The 16,622-nt window shown below is 46.7% G+C and carries 15 protein-coding genes; 10 read left to right on the top strand and 5 right to left on the bottom strand.

Annotated features, from left to right (window positions below; genetic code table 11):
- Positions 1-17: 17 nt before the first annotated feature.
- Together AAA942_RS15465 and AAA942_RS15460 are read right to left on the bottom strand one after the other, a co-directional pair.
- Positions 18-1,181, bottom strand: coding sequence for an AIR synthase related protein (locus tag AAA942_RS15465; protein WP_338221193.1), 1,164 nt, complete (start codon positions 1,179-1,181; stop codon positions 18-20).
- Positions 1,182-1,260: 79 nt separating this feature from the next.
- Positions 1,261-2,031: a type III pantothenate kinase gene (locus AAA942_RS15460; RefSeq protein ID WP_338221192.1), complete on the bottom strand. Its 771-nt coding sequence runs from the start codon at positions 2,029-2,031 to the stop codon at positions 1,261-1,263.
- Between the two features lie 227 nt (positions 2,032-2,258).
- Between AAA942_RS15460 and AAA942_RS15455 the strand changes: the two genes are divergently transcribed.
- From AAA942_RS15455 to AAA942_RS15430, 6 genes are all read left to right on the top strand, one after another.
- Entirely contained in the window at positions 2,259-2,741 is a 483-nt protein-coding gene (locus AAA942_RS15455) for a GNAT family N-acetyltransferase (RefSeq protein WP_338221191.1), read from the top strand.
- Between the two features lie 68 nt (positions 2,742-2,809).
- Entirely contained in the window at positions 2,810-3,544 is a 735-nt protein-coding gene (locus AAA942_RS15450) for an RluA family pseudouridine synthase (protein ID WP_338221190.1), read from the top strand.
- Between the two features lie 123 nt (positions 3,545-3,667).
- Positions 3,668-4,165, top strand: coding sequence for a SixA phosphatase family protein (locus AAA942_RS15445; RefSeq protein WP_338221189.1), 498 nt, complete (start codon positions 3,668-3,670; stop codon positions 4,163-4,165).
- A 61-nt stretch (positions 4,166-4,226) separates the two neighbouring features.
- Positions 4,227-5,792, top strand: coding sequence for a glycerol-3-phosphate dehydrogenase/oxidase (locus tag AAA942_RS15440; RefSeq protein WP_338221188.1), 1,566 nt, complete (start codon positions 4,227-4,229; stop codon positions 5,790-5,792).
- A 47-nt stretch (positions 5,793-5,839) separates the two neighbouring features.
- Positions 5,840-7,342 (top strand): glycerol kinase GlpK, encoded by a 1,503-nt coding sequence (gene glpK / locus AAA942_RS15435; protein WP_338221187.1) that lies wholly within the window; start codon positions 5,840-5,842, stop codon positions 7,340-7,342.
- Positions 7,339-8,073: an MIP/aquaporin family protein gene (locus AAA942_RS15430; protein WP_338221186.1), complete on the top strand. Its 735-nt coding sequence runs from the start codon at positions 7,339-7,341 to the stop codon at positions 8,071-8,073. Before glpK ends, AAA942_RS15430 begins: the two co-directional genes overlap by 4 nt.
- On the opposite strand, the gene AAA942_RS15425 is transcribed toward AAA942_RS15430, so the two are convergent.
- The 3 genes from AAA942_RS15425 to rlmN form a co-directional block, all read right to left on the bottom strand.
- On the bottom strand, positions 8,070-8,540 hold the full coding sequence (locus AAA942_RS15425) for a hypothetical protein (RefSeq protein WP_338221185.1): 471 nt from the start codon (positions 8,538-8,540) through the stop codon (positions 8,070-8,072). The two genes, AAA942_RS15430 and AAA942_RS15425, sit on opposite strands and share 4 nt — an antisense overlap.
- 50 nt (positions 8,541-8,590) lie before the next feature.
- On the bottom strand, positions 8,591-11,272 hold the full coding sequence (locus AAA942_RS15420; protein WP_338221184.1) for a TonB-dependent receptor plug domain-containing protein: 2,682 nt from the start codon (positions 11,270-11,272) through the stop codon (positions 8,591-8,593).
- Positions 11,273-11,352: 80 nt separating this feature from the next.
- A complete protein-coding gene (gene rlmN, locus AAA942_RS15415) occupies positions 11,353-12,411 on the bottom strand; it encodes a 23S rRNA (adenine(2503)-C(2))-methyltransferase RlmN (RefSeq protein WP_338221183.1) in 1,059 nt (352 codons plus the stop codon).
- A 194-nt stretch (positions 12,412-12,605) separates the two neighbouring features.
- Here rlmN and ccsA (AAA942_RS15410) point away from each other — a divergent pair, with 194 nt between their 5' ends.
- From ccsA (AAA942_RS15410) to ccsA (AAA942_RS15395), 4 genes are read left to right on the top strand one after another with little or no spacing between them, the layout of a single operon-like run.
- Positions 12,606-13,280 (top strand): cytochrome c biogenesis protein CcsA, encoded by a 675-nt coding sequence (gene ccsA / locus AAA942_RS15410; RefSeq protein ID WP_338221182.1) that lies wholly within the window; start codon positions 12,606-12,608, stop codon positions 13,278-13,280.
- A gap of 3 nt (positions 13,281-13,283) precedes the next feature.
- Positions 13,284-13,526 (top strand): CcmD family protein, encoded by a 243-nt coding sequence (locus AAA942_RS15405; protein WP_338221181.1) that lies wholly within the window; start codon positions 13,284-13,286, stop codon positions 13,524-13,526.
- A gap of 12 nt (positions 13,527-13,538) precedes the next feature.
- Entirely contained in the window at positions 13,539-13,955 is a 417-nt protein-coding gene (locus AAA942_RS15400; RefSeq protein WP_338221180.1) for a cytochrome c maturation protein CcmE domain-containing protein, read from the top strand.
- A gap of 28 nt (positions 13,956-13,983) precedes the next feature.
- Positions 13,984-16,503 carry a cytochrome c biogenesis protein CcsA gene (gene ccsA / locus AAA942_RS15395; RefSeq protein WP_338221179.1) on the top strand — a complete coding sequence of 840 codons (2,520 nt, stop codon included), beginning with the start codon at positions 13,984-13,986 and terminating at the stop codon, positions 16,501-16,503.
- The last annotated feature ends 119 nt before the right edge of the window (positions 16,504-16,622 follow it).

Below are 16,622 nucleotides of genomic sequence, written 5' to 3'. Positions count from 1 at the left end.
ATGAGCATGTCGGACAATCAATACTCAAAAGTTCCGTATTGGCTCTGAATGGTTACTTTCTTGCCTTCATGGGGCTCCACTCGTCCGATGATTTGGGCTTCTACCCCGTGGGATTCTGCGATATCGATGATTTCATCTGCATAGCGCTCATCCAAGTAGATTTCCATCCGGTGGCCCATGTTGAAGACTTTGTACATTTCTTTCCAGTCGGTACCGCTTTCCTCCTGAATGATCCTAAACAAGGGTGGAGTATCAAAAAGGTTATCCTTGATCACATGAACCTGGTCCACAAAGTGAAGGACTTTGGTCTGTGCCCCACCGCTGCAATGGACCAATCCGTGGATGTGAGGTCTGAGGTAGTTCAATACGTCAACCATGATCGGAGCGTAAGTTCGGGTTGGGGAAAGAACCAATTTTCCCATATCCACAGGTGCACCCGGTGCAGGGTCAGTCAGATTGTATTTTCCGGTGTAGACCAAGGAATCCGGCACAGCAGGGTCAAAACTTTCGGGGTATTTGGTCTTCAACACCTTATTGAAGACATCATGACGGGCTGAGGTCAAGCCATTGCTTCCCATGCCTCCATTGTATTCCTTTTCGTAATTCGCTTGACCATAAGAGGCCAATCCTACGATCACGTCTCCTGCCTGAATTTTGTCATTGCTGATGACCTCGTCTCTTCGCATTCTGCAGGTCACTGTACTGTCCACAATGATCGTTCGGACTAAATCTCCCACATCCGCAGTTTCTCCACCGGTAAGGACGGCATTCACACCCTTGTCCCGAAGTATCTGCAATACTTCTTCAGTACCCTCAATGATGGCGGAGATGACTTCTCCTGGAACCAGATTTTTATTTCTGCCAATAGTCGAGGATACCAAAATATTATTGATCGCACCTACGCAAAGCAGGTCGTCGGTATTCATGATGATGGCGTCCTGAGCGATTCCCTTCCACACGCTGAGGTCGCCGGTTTCTTTCCAATAGAGGTAAGCCAAAGAGGACTTGGTCCCTGCCCCGTCTGCATGCATGATATTGCAATAATCCGGGTCCCCGCCGAGTGTGTCTTCCACGATTTTGCAAAAAGCCTTGGGAAAAAGGCCCTTATCTAGCTTGGAAATGGCCTGGTGAACATCTTCTTTGGAGGCGGAAACACCGCGCTGCATGTAGCGCTCGTTCATAGCTTGGGAAGGGTTTGGTTAAGGCAAAGGTAAGGAATTGAAAAATTGAAAGATTGGAAAATTCAAAAATTGCCCAGATTTACTGATTTGCTTCAGTAATCAGGCGGAGACCGTCTAGCGTGAGATTTCTGTCCACCTGATCAAAATCATCCTGAAGGTTGGTCAGAATGGAAGATAATCCCCCGGTTGCTAGGATCGTAAACTTTGTCCCGGTTTCTTTTTGGATGGATTCGAGCATCCCTTTGACCAGGCCTGTGTACCCATAAAGGACGCCTGATTGAATGGCATGAATGGTGTTTTTTCCCAAAACCGACTCTGGAAGCTTCAATTCCACCTCAGGAAGCTTGGAGGTATTCATAAACAGCGCTTTGATTGCCGTATGCAGTCCGGGAACGATGCTTACGCCCATGATTTTTCCCTTTTCATCCACTGTGGTGAAGGTCAGAGCCGTACCAAAATCCACCACAATCACGGGGCCTTTTACCCGGGAATAGGCCGCCATCACATTGCACATAAGATCGCTGCCGATTTCATTGGGGCGAACCGGCTTCACCGGGAGTTTTTTATAGCTATCAGGGCTAATGAGATAGGGAGCCAAACCAAAAAATCCTTCACAAAACTGAGTGATTACCCCATTGATTTCCGGCACTACCGAGCTGAAACCGATATGCGAAATTTCCGTGGGAGAAATACCGTGTTCCAAGAAATAGAGCGGAACCTTTTTTCCCAATTGGGAAATCAGCTTAGGCGTTTGGGTCTCCAGACGAAATTGATTGGTCCATTTGCCGTTTTTGGGATCAAAAAGCGCAAATACTACATTGGAATTGCCGGCATCAATGGCTAAAAACATTCGTTTCTTAGGTTTTGACTAATTTAGGGCCATTCCAAAGAAATAAGCAAATCTGATTTTCTGTTACTCCCTCCTCAGAGCTTTATTCCAGCACTAAGGGCTGGAAGACCGAGGACCGAAGACCGAAGTTTGTTCCAAATTAGTGTTAAATGGGAAATTTGAAGTTTGCGAGTTCCTGAGGTAGGATTTAAGAAATTAAATTAACCATTCAATAAACTAATCCTCCCATGTATTCTCTCCGAAAAGGAACCCTTGAAGACCTTCCCCGAGTACTCGAATTGATAAAAGAACTAGCCCTTTATGAAAAAGCCCCCGAGCAAGTGACCAACACTGTAGAGATGATGGAGAAGGACGGATTTGGGCCCAATCCGGTCTATGGACTTTTTGTCTGCGAAAAAGAGACCACAGGAGAAATTATCGGGATTGCGATCTACTACTTCCGCTATTCAACTTGGAAGGGTAAGCGACTTTATTTGGAAGATATCGTAGTGACCGAGTCCGAAAGAGGAAACGGAGCCGGAAAAATGCTCTTTGACCGGGTTATGGCCCAATGCTTGGAAGAAAGCTGTACCGGAATGATGTGGCAGGTCTTGGATTGGAATGAGCCTGCGATCAATTTTTACAAAAAATACGGAGCCTACCTCGAAGCCGGCTGGCTCAATGCCCATTTGCAGGATTTTGAGATTAAAAAACTGTTGGGTGAAGGGTGACCGATGACCGATGCATCTGACATCCGACATCGGTCATCCAACATATTCCCCTACCTTTGTGATTCATTATGAGAACAAAACCATTTTCTGTTGTCTATGAGGACAACCACCTCCTGATCGTCAACAAGGCGGCTGGGGTCTTGGTACAAGGGGACAAAACCGGTGACAAGACGCTGACTGACTACTGCAAGGACTACATTGCTGAAAAATACGAAAAGCCAGGAGCAGTTTTTCTTCACCCTGTTCACCGTCTGGATCGTCCGGTCAGTGGACTCGTGGCCTTTGCCCGTACCTCCAAAGGCTTGGAGCGGATGATGGAACTGTTCCGAAAGAGGGATATTCATAAAGTTTATTGGGCGGTGGTAAAGCGTCGTCCGCCCGAAGAGCAAGGCAAACTCACCCATTGGCTGACCAAGGATGAGGTAAAAAACTTTGTCACAGCACACGATCGGGAAGTTCCGGGTTCTCAGAAGGCGGAACTGAATTACAAAGTCCTCGGGAAGCTCAATGACCATTGGCTGCTGGAAGTACGTCCGATTTCCGGCCGTCCTCATCAGATTCGTGTGCAGCTTGCCTCCATGGGTTGCCCGATTCGGGGAGATGTGAAGTATGGGTTCGCTAAGCCTAATCCTGACGCAAGCATTAATCTCCATGCGTTTCACTTGGTATTTGTGCATCCGATCCGAAAGGAGAAGCTCTACATGAGAGCCGCCCTTCCAGAAAATGAGTTTTGGGAGCAGTTTTTGGAGTTTGAAACGGTCAAAGCCAAAGACCAACATTTGGACAATACCTTTTCGGGATAAACTAATACTTCTGAAATACCCTAGAAACACGGCACAAACGTGGTGAAATAGAGCAACCCCTATTTCGTCCCGATTTTCGGGACAAATTTCTATAGCATTTCGCAAAGCATATTTCCTTAAAAAATGAAAAACCTTCTCCTTCTTCTAGGTCTTATCCTTTTCTTGGGAGCCTGCACTTCCCAAAACTCCCCTAAAACCATCTACATCGTCCGACATGCCGAAAAGCAACTGGACGGAAGTGATCCTGAACTGCTACAGGTAGGTCAGATTCGGGCTAAAAAGCTGGCGCAGATTCTCCAAAACGAAGACATCAAGCATGTCTTCAGCACCGATTACAAGCGGACTAGACTCACGGCTTTGCCCACTGCTGAACAAGCCATCTTGAACATTCAATCTTACGATCCAAGCAATCACGATGCTTTGGTCGAGCAATTAAAGAGTCTGGAAGGAAATATATTGGTAGTCGGCCATAGCAATACGGTCAGTCAATTAGCCAATTATTTTGTAGGAGAAGGGGAGAAGTATGCTGACTTGGAGGATGTAGAATATGATTTCATCTATGTGGTGACGTTGGAGAAAAATAGGGCAGCCGTAGAGCGAAAAGTTTACAAGGATTTTTAGCCGTATTCTTCCGTTAAGTTTTCATTTCCTTTATCTTGAAAGACGAGATTAGGAAAAGAATATGAACCGGGAGGAAAACCTAAACCAACTTAGCAACAAGGATAAAATCTGGGATATCGCAGTGATCGGTGGGGGATCCTCCGGCTTAGGCGTTGCCTTAGATGCCGTATCCCGCGGGCTTTCCGTAGCACTTTTTGAAAAGGCGGATTTTGCCAAAGGCACTTCAAGCCGAAGTACCAAGCTTCTCCACGGAGGGGTTCGATATTTGGCTCAAGGGGATGTTTTTCTCGTTTTGGAAGCGCTAAAAGAGCGCGGTCGGCTGATCAAAAATGCTCCTCATCTCACCCAGAGTCAGGCATTTATTATTCCTGTTTATAATTTTTGGGATCGCGTGCAGTATAGCGCGGGCTTGAAAATCTACGATTACATGTCGGCAAATCTGAGCTTGGGGCCTTCCCGCTATATATCCAAAGAGGAGACGCTCAAAAGGATGCCTGGAATTGAGCCCAAAAATCTTTTTGGGGGGATTGTGTATTACGATGGACAGTTTGATGATTCCCGGTTGGCTTTGTCCATTGCCCAAACTGCGGATCATGCAGGAGCTTGCATCCTCAATTACACCAAGGTGACTTCTCTTCACAAAAACGATCAGGGTAAGCTCACTGGATTGAATGTTCAGGACGAGATTTCCAAGAAAAAATATCCCATTCAAGCCCGAATGATCGTCAATGCCACAGGGGTTTTTGCGGATAAAATCCTTCAGATGGACAATCCGGAAGCTCCCAAAACGATACAACCCAGTCAGGGAATCCATTTGGTTTTGGATCAGAGTTTTTTAGGAGGAAAAGACGCACTGATGATTCCTAAGACAAAAGACGGTCGTGTGCTATTTGCGGTACCTTGGCACGGAAAATTGGTGGTAGGTACGACTGACACGCTTCGGGAAAAAGCGAAACTTGAGCCGGAAGCCTTGCAAAAGGAAATTGACTTCGTGCTTGAGACCGCTTCAGGCTATCTTACCCGAAAACCCACCCGGGAGGATGTCAAAGCAGTCTTTGCTGGCTTGAGACCTTTGGCAAGGCCTAAAGAAGGCAGCACCAAGACCAAAGAGATTTCCAGATCTCATAAAGTTATCCTTTCTGAAAGCGGTCTTGTGTCCATTACTGGAGGAAAATGGACTACTTTTCGAAAAATGGGAGAGGATACGGTGGATTATTTTCCTAAAGTCACCGGACTCAATTTACCGGACTCCAAGTCTCAAGACATTCTTTTGCACGGATATTCCAAGGAAATAGCTGGGGGTCACTGGAAAATCTACGGTTCTGATGCTCAAAAAATCCAAGACTTGGCAAAGGAAAATCCAGCTTGGGCCGAAAAGATCCATCCTGATTTCCCGAATATCGGGGCTGAGGTGATTTGGGCTGTCAGAAAAGAAATGGCTCAAAAAGTAGACGATGTGCTTTCCCGAAGAATTCGTATGCTTATTTTGGATGCTCAAGCTGCCTTGGATTCTGCTGACAAAGTGGCCCGGCTGATGGCTGAAGAAATGGATAAGGAGGAAGCATGGATCAAAGCCGAACTTGAGGATTTCCAAAAGACAGCATCCAAATACCTGATAAAAACCTAATCGGAAAGTGAAGTTTTTTCGATTCCTTTTTCCAAATTAACCCGACAATGACCCAAAATCCATCTTACATTCTCGCCCTCGACCAAGGTACGACTAGCTCAAGAGCCATTATTTTTGATAAAAAAGGCCAGATAGTCTCAGTAGCCCAAAAGGAATTCAAACAGTATTTTCCCAAGCAGGGCTGGGTAGAACATGACCCCGAAGAAATCTGGACCAGTCAATCGGCTGTGCTTATCGAATCTCTCGTGAATAAGGGAATTCGGGCAGATCAAATTGCCGGTATTGGGATCACCAATCAGCGGGAGACCACCATCGTTTGGGAAAGGAAATCAGGCAAACCGGTCTATAATGCGATCGTTTGGCAGGATCGGAGAACGGCATCCTATTGCAATGAACTCAAAGAAAAAGGACATTCGGAGCTCATTGCTTCGAAGACCGGGCTGATCATTGACGCATACTTCTCTGCCACAAAAGTTCTATGGATTCTGGAAAATGTGGAGGGAGCAAGAGAAAAGGCCAAAGCCGGTGAATTGGCATTTGGTACAGTGGATTCTTGGTTGATTTGGAAACTCACAGCCGGGAAAAGTCATCTTACCGATATCACCAATGCCAGCCGAACCATGATTTACAATATCCATAATCAAGCTTGGGATGATGACCTGTTGGATCTTTTCGGCATTCCCAAATCCATGCTGCCTGAGGTGAAAAGCTGCAGCGAGGTATTTACGGAAACAGCCGGCGATGTGTTAAAAACCAAAATCCCCATTGCAGGAGTGGCCGGAGATCAGCAGGCGGCGCTTTTTGGTCAGCTTTGTACCGAGCCCGGAATGGCTAAAACTACCTATGGAACGGGTTGCTTTCTGGTCATGAACACCGGAAAAGAAGCCGTCCGGTCACAAAACCAATTACTCACCACCGTAGCGTGGAAAATCGGGAATGAAATCAATTATGCCCTGGAAGGCTCGGTTTTCATTGGCGGAGCAGCGATTCAGTGGCTGAGAGACGGGATGGAAATGTTCGGTCATGCCAAAGAAACGGAGAAGTTGGCAAGCAGTCTCGCAGACAATGATGGAGTCTATTTCGTTCCGGCTTTGGCAGGATTGGGAGCACCTCATTGGGATCAAAATGCCCGGGGGGCTTTCTTTGGAATCACCCGAGGGACGACTATTGCCCACATGACCCGAGCCGCCTTGGAAGCTATCGCTTATCAGGTTCACGATGTGCTTAAGGCTATGGAAAAAGATTCCGGAAAACCCACTCAAGAGCTTCGGGTAGATGGCGGAGCCACAGCCAATAATTTTCTGATGCAATTTCAGGCAGATATCTTGGGATGTGAGATCAAAAGGCCGGAAATCATTGAGACCACAGCGATCGGTGCAGCATTTTTGGCAGGCTTGGCTGTAGGATTTTGGAAAAGCAGGGAAGAGCTGCAGGATCTTTGGCAATCGGAAAAGGAATTTCATCCCCAAATGGATTCAGCCAAAAAAGAAAAATTGGTGCATTTTTGGAACAAAGCTGTAGAACGAGCTAAAAACTGGGTAGAAGAATGAATCCATACATTGCAGAATTGATCGGGACGGGAGTCCTGCTTCTTTTGGGGACAGGAGTCGTAGCCAACGTCCTCTTACCGGGTACAAAAGGAAATGGTGGAGGGCTGATGGTGATCACCACAGCATGGGCCTTGGCCGTGTTTTGTGGGGTGGTCATAGCCGGTCCCTACAGTGGCGCTCATCTGAATCCAGCCGTGACCATAGGACTTGCAGCAGTTGGTAAGTTTGACTGGGGTATGGCTCCGGGATATATTATAGCTCAGCTGGCAGGGGCTATGTTGGGTTCGGGCTTGGCTTGGCTGATGTATCGTCATCACTTTGACCTGGAAGAAAATCCCGAGCTGAAAAGAGCCTCCTTTTGCACCGATCCTGCCATAAGAAATTTCCCGACGAGTGTGATTTCCGAGGCTCTGGGCACATTTGTCTTGATTTTGGCAGTCCTCTATATCACCGGTGCTAAAATCGAGGACGAGCGAGGTACCCCGATTGGCTTGGGTTCTGTAGGAGCTTTGCCAGTTGCTTTTGTAGTTTGGGTGATTGGTTTGGCTTTGGGAGGTACAACCGGCTATGCGATCAATCCAGCCAGGGATTTCGGACCTCGACTCATGCATCAGCTATTGCCGATTCAGGGAAAAGGAAGTTCGGATTGGGGCTATTCTTGGGTGCCGATTCTAGGTCCTCTACTTGGAGCATTGCTGGCTGCAGGCTTATACAAAGCCGTGGGATTCTAGAGCGGAAAGGCCAAGCCTGCTTTGGCTACGACTTGTTGGATTCCCTGACTTTGGAAGCGGAATTCTGAAACAAAGCCTACCCAGTCGGTAATCCGAATGTAAGCGCCTGCACCGAAATTCCCTCCAACCAAATTCCTTCTCGTACCGGGACTGCCTGGCTGCGTGTTTTCGAAGGTTTGGCTGTATCCTGCCAAAACGTACACTTGAGAAACTCCTTCTGTGAAGTAGTAGCGGAGATCAAAACTGAAGTTGGACAGGTTACCTACTTCGGGTTTGATCCAGGTGAAGGAGGGCATGAGGGCAAATTTGTCTGCAAAAAAGTATTCAACTCCTCCCCCGTATCCAAACTGATCATTTCTAAGTCCATATGTGCCAAAAGCATGGATTCGAGCTTCCCCTTTCTCCTGAGCCAATGCTGTGAAGGAAACAAGCACCAAAAAAAACAAACCGAGCAAAGCCTTTTTCATAAGTTCTGATTTTTCTAAAAGGTAAAAGGCTTTGCTCAGCTATGCAATACTTATTCGATCAATTTGACGGTTCTACCGAGTCTGCCCAAGGAATCCATTCCTTCGATGATGATGAGGTGTCTTTTGGCTAGATCAGAATTGAAAAATTCCAGTGAAGCCTGACCATTGGCATCCGTTTCTACCAAAGGATTCCAGAAGAGGGTCGCCCTCTGGTCAGTGATGGCTTTTTGGGGAGTGACCTGATCATATTTTGGGGAGTAAAATTCCCTGCTGGCATGGTATCCCCCATATTGGACCACGAGAGTGCCCCCTACACTTTGGTAACTGATTCCAGCCCCGGTTTTGGTGTACACGGCAATGACTCCGTTTGCTCCTTGTGACCCAAAAATGGCCGTCCTTGCCGGGTCTTTGAACACGTCGATGCTTTGCACATCCCTTGGGTTGATGGTGAAAAGGAGAGATGCGTCTACGGGAACATTGTCCAAGAGATACAAAGGCTCTGTTCCTGCCTGAATTGAACCCACTCCACGGATTTGGACACTCGCTCCATTTCCGTTTATGCTTACCCGTACCCCTGCTACTCTTCCTTGGATCATCTGGAAGATATTGGTAAAGCCTACACTGCCGGGTATTTTGTCGGGCTCAATAGAAGCATCCCCTTCTCCGTAGAATTTCCTCGCGGTAGTGGCTTCTTCCTGAAGAGTCTGAGCTTCTATGGTTACCCCTTCCAAGTCTGTAATTCCGTCTTCAGCGGTGATTTGCTGCATAAGGGTTCGGGCCTGATAGGTTGCCACTAGTTCTTCCGGCCAAATGATTTTTTCCGGATATCTTCCTAATAGGGAAGGAAAGACTGGCTTAGGCTGTTCCACGCTTAAGTCAATGTAGTTTTTGGCACGTTGATCTTCTGCAGTGATGGTCACACTGACCGAATCCTGGTAGTTCAGCCCGGAAAAAACAAATTTGCCGTCAGGTCCATATTCTGAGCCGACTAGCTCAATTCCATCTCCGATCAAGGCGCTGATTTTTCCTCCGCCCAAGCCTTTTTTGGTTTCTATCTGTTCCTTTACCTGACCTGTGATGGTGATTCCCTGCTCGATGTAGAAGCCATTTTCTGGAAACTTTTCCTCCAAAATCTCTGGAACGGTAAATCTCCTCCAGCCATGGGTCATCATGACCAAATCAAGCTGCTCCAAGGTGGCAGGTTCCTGATTCTGAAAATAAAATCCCGGTTGATAGACTTTTCCCTGCAAATCAGAGGTCAATAGCAGGTGGGAAAAGATAGTGCCGTGGATTAGGCTTTCTTCCTTGACCTGATCCGCATCAGCCACCGCTATGGAGAAACTTCCCGGAGATGGCGTATCTCCGCTGCTGCTTTTCAGTTCAAGTTGGAATTTGCTTCTGGGGCTTAGATTTCCTTTACTTTCCACATTCAAGTTCAGTCTGTCTCCATTCTGCACAAAGATGAGGCGCTCGAGGAGAGGAGTTCCATCTTTTTTAAGCACGGTTACTGTGTTGATTCCTGAAGGAAGATTCTGCTTCGGGATGCGTACTCCCCAAACCCCATTGGTGAGCGTACCTTGAATCATGTAGTTGAGAAGGCCCCGAATATGGGAAAAAAGCAAAAGCTCTCCGGGATCTCCATTTCCTTGAATAAACACGGAAATAAAGGAGGCATCTGGGTTATTTTGAACTTGAATAGTTAATCCGGTCTGAGCTGCTTCGGGAAGAGCAATCCTGCGTTCCACATTTGAATTGGGACTCTTGACCAGTGCAGTGTAGTTAGCCTTTTCAGGAGTGAATGTGATTTTGCCCAGACCTCCAAATTGACTCTCAAACGAGGATTCTTCCACTCCTTCGATTAGACCGGATATTTGGGCAGGACTTCCGTCTGGATAAATAGCCCGAAATGCTACAGTGGCTTTTTTCCCCTGAACCCAATTCCCACCTTCGGGAAGGAACTGGATATCGACCTGATTGAGGGTGTAGGGAAGCTGGATTTTTTGGGTGACTATGTAGTCAGGGTTTTCCTCATAGCTCAGCTCAAGGTGCTGTTCGGGATGGTCTTTTTCAGGAATGCTAAAGCTGAAAGAAGCTTGTCCCTGCACATTCAGTTGGACTTGCTGCTGATAAAGCTGCTCCTGTCCGGCTATGGCACTCAGCTGAAGTACCTGATTGGCCAAAGGCTCTCCGGTGGCACTTACCGCCACGAGTTCTACTTCGTATTTGGCTTTTCCAGCTTCAGAACTGATCGATTTGAACTCTACCTGAGGAAGGAAGGATCCACCTGCTCCGTCTACTACTTTGACATATTGCTCAAAAAAGTACTCCTCCCCGAAATTTCGCATCCAAGAGGTGTAGGCTTTGATTTGATACAGACCGGTTTTTCCGTATCGGGGAATCTGGAATTCCCCAGCTCCTCTTCCGTTTTCTATTTCAATGATTCTTTGCGAAAGCAAAAGTCCATCTCCGTCAAAAAAATCCACATACAGGGTCTTGCTCAGCGGGGAGGGAACCTGTATTCCTCCTGCCACCAAGTAGGCGCTGAACCAAATATCCTCCCCCAAGGTGAAGGTGTGCTTGTCCAGATGGAGGTAGGCTTTTTCTACAGGAAATTCCTCTTGATAGGCTGAAAGGTAATTTTGGATTTGGGTTGGGAGATCATCTTGAGCCTTTAGACAGAAGGGGAAAAGGCACAGGACAGCCATGATGACTCTGAAAGTAAATCTGGGCATTTTAAAATAGTTGGTTTGGTTAAAAAACGGCCGTAAATAAACTAAGGTTTGATAAAACTGCAAGAAAAATTATTCGACGTTTACGCCAAATTTGCCACTTCATTTTTATTGGCCAGTTGCCCACAGGCTGCATCGATATCCTGACCCCTTGATTTTCGGACCTTTGCTATGATTCCCTGCGACTCCAGGATGCGTACGTACATGTCTACTGCCTCTTGCTTAGCCTGACGAAATTCTCCCTCATCAATCGGATTGTACTGAATGATATTGACCTTTGAGGGGATGATTTTGCAAAACTTAGCAAGTGCACGGGCGTGTTTTTCATCGTCATTGACCCCTTCCCAGATGACGTATTCGTAGGTGACTTTTCGTTTGGTCTTTTGGTACCAGTATTTTAGCGCCTCTGCCAAATCTTCCAAAGGATTGGAATCATTGATCGGCATCAGCCGGGAACGGGTTTCGTTGATAGCGGAGTGGAGGGAGATGGCCAAATTGAACTTTACTCCGTCATCGGCCATTTTCCGAATCATTTTTGGTATACCTACGGTAGAGAGGGTAATTCTTCGGGGAGCCATGCCCAGACCCTCCGGAGAGGTGATTTTATCTATGGCTTCGACTACATTATTGTAATTGAGCAGGGGTTCGCCCATTCCCATAAAGACAATGTTGGTCAGGGGCCGCTGGAAATAGGTTTCAGCTTCGTCCTTGATTGCCACCACCTGATCGTAGATCTCATCCGGATTGAGATTGCGCATTCTTTTCAGTCGGGCTGTAGCGCAGAAGTTACAATCCAAACTGCAACCCACCTGAGAAGAAACACAGGCGGTGATTCGCTTGGAGGTGGGAATGAGCACAGATTCCACGATTTTGTTGTCAAAAAGCTTGACGGCATTTTTGATCGTGCCATCATTGCTGTGCTGCATGAGGTCCACCCGGATGTGATTGATGATAAAGTGGGATTTGAGCAGTTCTCGGGTTGCGAGGGAGATATTGCTCATGTCATCAAAGTTTTTCAGGGACTTGTGCCAAAGCCACTCATACACCTGCTTGGCCCGGAATTTTTTTTCTCCGTGTGCCAAAAAGAAGGCTTCCAGTTCTTCGAGAGATAGCTTTCGGATGTCCTGTTTTTGATTTTCCACGGGGCAAAGTTAAGGATTGGAAAATTGAAAAATTTCAAAATTGGAAAATTGCTGATTTTAAGCTTTTAGGAAGTTGACTTCAGTTCATTTCAATAAGTTTTTTTCATGAAGTAGGTTTGAGCCTTTTATCATAAAAAAAGGGGGGATTCAGGAACTTATGCCTTATTTTTGCGCTTGCAATTCAAAAATAACCTATGCGCCAATCCTGGTGGAAAATCCTGGCGGTCGCTTTGCTGATCTACACCCTGACTGCCGGTCTATTGATGGACGTACCTCGTCTTCCGATTCTCAATGAGACCATCCGTGCCCTGCATTTCCATGTGACCATGTGGTTTGGGATGATTCTGATGCTGATGGTTTCAGTTTATTACAGCATTCGGTTTTTGCGTAGCAATCGACTTGAAGATGATGATCTCGCTTTGGAATTTACCAATGCAGCCATTCTTTTCGGAGTATTGGGTATTGTGACCGGAATGCTTTGGGCCAAGTTTACTTGGGGAGATTATTGGAGTGGAGACCCGAAGCAAAACGCCGCTGCGATTGGGCTTTTGATGTATTTTGCCTATCTGATTTTGAGGGGCAGCTTGGCAGATTCGCAGCAGCGAGGCAGAATCGGGGCCGTTTACAATATTTTCGCTTTTGCAGCCTTTATCCCATTAATTTTTGTACTCCCTAGGCTTACAGATAGCCTTCATCCCGGCAATGGGGGAAATCCCGGATTCAATGCCTACGACTTGGATTCCAAACTCAGAATGGTCTTCTACCCGGCTATATTGGCATGGACTCTTTTGGGGGTTTGGTTGGCAACTGTTCGGGTCAGAATCCGTAGGGTAGAGCGAGTTATCCATGACAGATTTCTTAATTCCTGATTGATGAAAAAATTATTTGTACTAATTCTCTTGATGTTTTCCCTGAATCTCAGTGCTCAGGATAAGATCGAAGTGACCGAGGCAGACTACAGCAATTCCACTGTGGAAATGGCAGATCAGATGCGTGCCGATGGAAAAATTTATGTATTGGTGGGCATCATTCTGATCATTTTCGCCGGAATGGTGGTTTATATCATCAATACAGATCGGAAAATTTCAAAACTGGAAAAGAATCTTCCCCAATAAATCAGCTATATCATGAAAAAAGGACATATCATCGGATTGGGCATCATTGCCGTAGCCATCGTCATCATCATGACCTCTATCGGGGATGCAAGTAGCTACGAAAGCTTCAGCACCGCGTGGGAAATGAAGCAGGACGGGGAAGACAAAGCCATACACGTGGTGGGTCAGCTGAAAAAAGATGAGGTAGGTCAAGTAACCGGAATCGAGGTGCGGGAAGACAAAACTTCCTTTACTTTCCTCCTTGTGGACAATGAAGGCACTGAGCAGAAAGTTTTCTACAACGAACCTGTTCCGGCTGATTTCCAGCGCTCCGAGCAGGTGGTCGTCATTGGATCTTACCGGGACAAAGACATCTTCGTCGCTGATAAGATTCTGATGAAGTGTCCGTCCAAATATCAGGAGACAGACGTGCAGGCGGCAGGAATGTGATGTTGGGATTATTATCTAATAAAAAATCATGATCAATACCTTTATGGGTAATCTCGGCCACTTGATGACCATCGTGGCCTTTGTCAGTGCATTGGTTACCGCCTATGCCTATTTTCAGTATTTCAGAGCCAATGAAATTGAAAAGGCCAGCTGGAGAAAATTCAGCCGGATCAGTTTTTACATTCACGCCGGTTCTACGGCGATGATTGCTTTTTCCCTGTTTGAAATCATCTACAATCATCGCTTTGAGTATTTCTACGCGTATTCGCACAGTTCCAAAGCACTTCCTGTCCACTACATGATTTCCAGCTTCTGGGAAGGGCAGGAGGGAGCATTTATCCTTTGGGCTTTCTGGAATGTGGTCTTGGGCATCATTCTGATTCAGACTAATAAGTTTTGGGAGGGTCCGGTGATGGTCGTGTTTGCCTTGGTGCAGGCTTTCTTGGTGTCCATGATTTTGGGTGTGGTAATCGGGGATTTGAAAATCGGCAGTTCGCCGTTTATCCTGTTGAGAGATGCCACTCAGGCACCGATTTTTGAGTTGAATCCGGATTTTGTTCCGGAGGATGGCACTGGTCTGAATCCGCTTTTGCAGAATATTTGGATGGTCATCCATCCGCCGACACTGTTTTTGGGCTATGCTTCTACTTTGGTGCCTTTTGCCTTCCTGATAGGCGGATTGGTGACCAAGCGCTATTCGGAGTGGATCCGTCCGGCTTTGCCGTGGGCGATTTTCTCTGCCATGATCTTAGGAATGGGAATCATTATGGGGGCGTATTGGGCCTATGTCACGCTGAACTTTGGAGGCTATTGGAACTGGGACCCGGTGGAAAATGCCGTCTATGTGCCTTGGTTGATTTTGGTGGCTGCTATTCATACTATGATCACTTTCAAGAAAAGCGCTACCGCTCTGAAGACCTCCATCGTCCTGGTGATTCTGAGCTTTATTCTGGTTTTGTATGCGACTTTCCTTGTGCGTTCCGGGGTGTTGGGTGATGCATCGGTGCATTCCTTTACCGACTTGGGACTTTCCGGTCAGTTGCTGATTTACATGCTGTTCTTCCTGGTTATTGCCGTCTTCTTGGCGGTGCGGGCTTGGAAGCATATTCCTACCTCGGAAAAGGAAGCCTCCGTCTACTCCCGTGAGTTTTGGATCTTTTTGGGTGCGGTCACCTTAGGACTGATGTCTTTTCAAGTGATTTTGCCTACCTCCATTCCGGCTTGGAATGCTTTGGTCGAAATCTTCGGAGGCATCTCCAATATGGCTCCACCTGCGGATCAGGTGGAGTTTTACACCAAATTCCAGTTATGGTTTGCCGTTGCTTTGGCTCTGCTGACCGCAGTTGGGCAGTTTTTTTGGTGGCAAAAGATGGACAAAAAAGCCCTCAAGGATGCGTTGATCACGCCCTACATCTTTTCAGTTTTGCTTTCAGCGGCGGTGATCGTCCTAGCAAAAGTTTACGATTGGAAATACATCATCATCGTACTGGCAGGGATGTTTACAGTAGTTGCCAACTCGGTGATTTTGGCCAAACTGCTCAAAAAGTCCACCTTCAAACTGGCCGGAGGTTCCTTGGCCCATATCGGTCTGGGGATGATCCTGATCGGAATCATGTTCAGCTCCGGCTATTCCGACGTGATTTCCATCAACATGTCCGGATTGACTTACAGCAACAGCTGGGAGGATGAGATGAACAAGGAGCACGTCCTGCTTTGGATCAACAAGCCCACACAGATGAAGGACTACACGGTAGTCTATCGTGGCAGACAAAAGAAAGTGGTCGGTATTCCCGAGTATGTCCCTGCCAAGTATTTGGAGTCCACCGGCAATGTAAATGAGGCTGTAGCCCTAGCCGATTACAAGGAGTATTTCAAAAAAGGAGATGTGGTCAATTTGGTTTTGGAGGAAAATGACTACTTCAAGATCGACTACTTCCAAAATGAGGCTTTGAAGTTTTCCCTGAATCCCATGTCTCAGTTTAATGAAGGAATGGGTGGGCTGATCTCCTCTCCGGATTCGAAAATCTACCTCAATCGGGACCTGTATACCTACGTGGCGGCGATGAATGACTATTCCGATCCGGAATGGAAAGAGGACGAAGTTTATGAAGTGAGTCCGGGAGAGCAGTTTCATATTGCGGATTTCGTGACCTATTTTGATGGGGCAGAGGTGATGAAAGAGATCGAAGGGTACGTCTTGCAGGAAGGGGATGTGGCTGTGAAGGCAAAGCTGAGAGTGTTGGATTACGATGTGGAGAAGTTGCTCGAGCCGACCTTTATCATCCGAAACAATCAAGTGGGCAAGCTGCCCGTGATCGATACCGAGTTGGGACTCAAAGTCAGCTTGGAGAATATCCTTCCGGATCAGAACAAATTTGTATTCAAAGTCAATCAGTACCAAAAGGACTACGTGGTGATGAAAGCCATCGTGAAGCCCTACATCAATGTGCTATGGGTGGGGACAATTGTGATGCTGATAGGATTTACCGTGGCTATTTTCCGTCGATTCGATGAATTCGCCAAGATGCGGGATAAGGGGATGGAGTAAATGCGTGCCAATATTTCCAAAAAAATCTAAGCCCAAATCCCCCGATTTGGGTTTTTTTTTGGCAAATTTTCCTGGAGTACTTGACTTTTAAACAGATCGTTTTAATCTTGATCTGAAAT

It is taken from the genome of Algoriphagus sp. oki45, from assembly GCF_036245605.1.
GTDB lineage: Bacteria > Bacteroidota > Bacteroidia > Cytophagales > Cyclobacteriaceae > Algoriphagus.
The sequence above is the reverse complement of the archived record's forward strand: the minus strand, read 5'-3'. Positions and strand labels throughout refer to the sequence as shown.

Coding starts and splice junctions, on each gene's coding strand:
- AAA942_RS15425 (WP_338221185.1), bottom strand. CDS start 8,540: ATGAAAAAGGCTTTGCTCGGTTTGTTTTTTTTGGTGCTTGTTTCCTTC.
- ccsA (WP_338221179.1), top strand. CDS start 13,984: ATGATCAATACCTTTATGGGTAATCTCGGCCACTTGATGACCATCGTG.
- ccsA (WP_338221182.1), top strand. CDS start 12,606: ATGCGCCAATCCTGGTGGAAAATCCTGGCGGTCGCTTTGCTGATCTAC.
- AAA942_RS15420 (WP_338221184.1), bottom strand. CDS start 11,272: ATGCCCAGATTTACTTTCAGAGTCATCATGGCTGTCCTGTGCCTTTTC.
- AAA942_RS15465 (WP_338221193.1), bottom strand. CDS start 1,181: ATGAACGAGCGCTACATGCAGCGCGGTGTTTCCGCCTCCAAAGAAGAT.
- AAA942_RS15445 (WP_338221189.1), top strand. CDS start 3,668: ATGAAAAACCTTCTCCTTCTTCTAGGTCTTATCCTTTTCTTGGGAGCC.
- AAA942_RS15460 (WP_338221192.1), bottom strand. CDS start 2,031: ATGTTTTTAGCCATTGATGCCGGCAATTCCAATGTAGTATTTGCGCTT.
- AAA942_RS15450 (WP_338221190.1), top strand. CDS start 2,810: ATGAGAACAAAACCATTTTCTGTTGTCTATGAGGACAACCACCTCCTG.
- AAA942_RS15440 (WP_338221188.1), top strand. CDS start 4,227: ATGAACCGGGAGGAAAACCTAAACCAACTTAGCAACAAGGATAAAATC.
- AAA942_RS15455 (WP_338221191.1), top strand. CDS start 2,259: ATGTATTCTCTCCGAAAAGGAACCCTTGAAGACCTTCCCCGAGTACTC.
- glpK (WP_338221187.1), top strand. CDS start 5,840: ATGACCCAAAATCCATCTTACATTCTCGCCCTCGACCAAGGTACGACT.
- AAA942_RS15430 (WP_338221186.1), top strand. CDS start 7,339: ATGAATCCATACATTGCAGAATTGATCGGGACGGGAGTCCTGCTTCTT.
- AAA942_RS15400 (WP_338221180.1), top strand. CDS start 13,539: ATGAAAAAAGGACATATCATCGGATTGGGCATCATTGCCGTAGCCATC.
- AAA942_RS15405 (WP_338221181.1), top strand. CDS start 13,284: ATGAAAAAATTATTTGTACTAATTCTCTTGATGTTTTCCCTGAATCTC.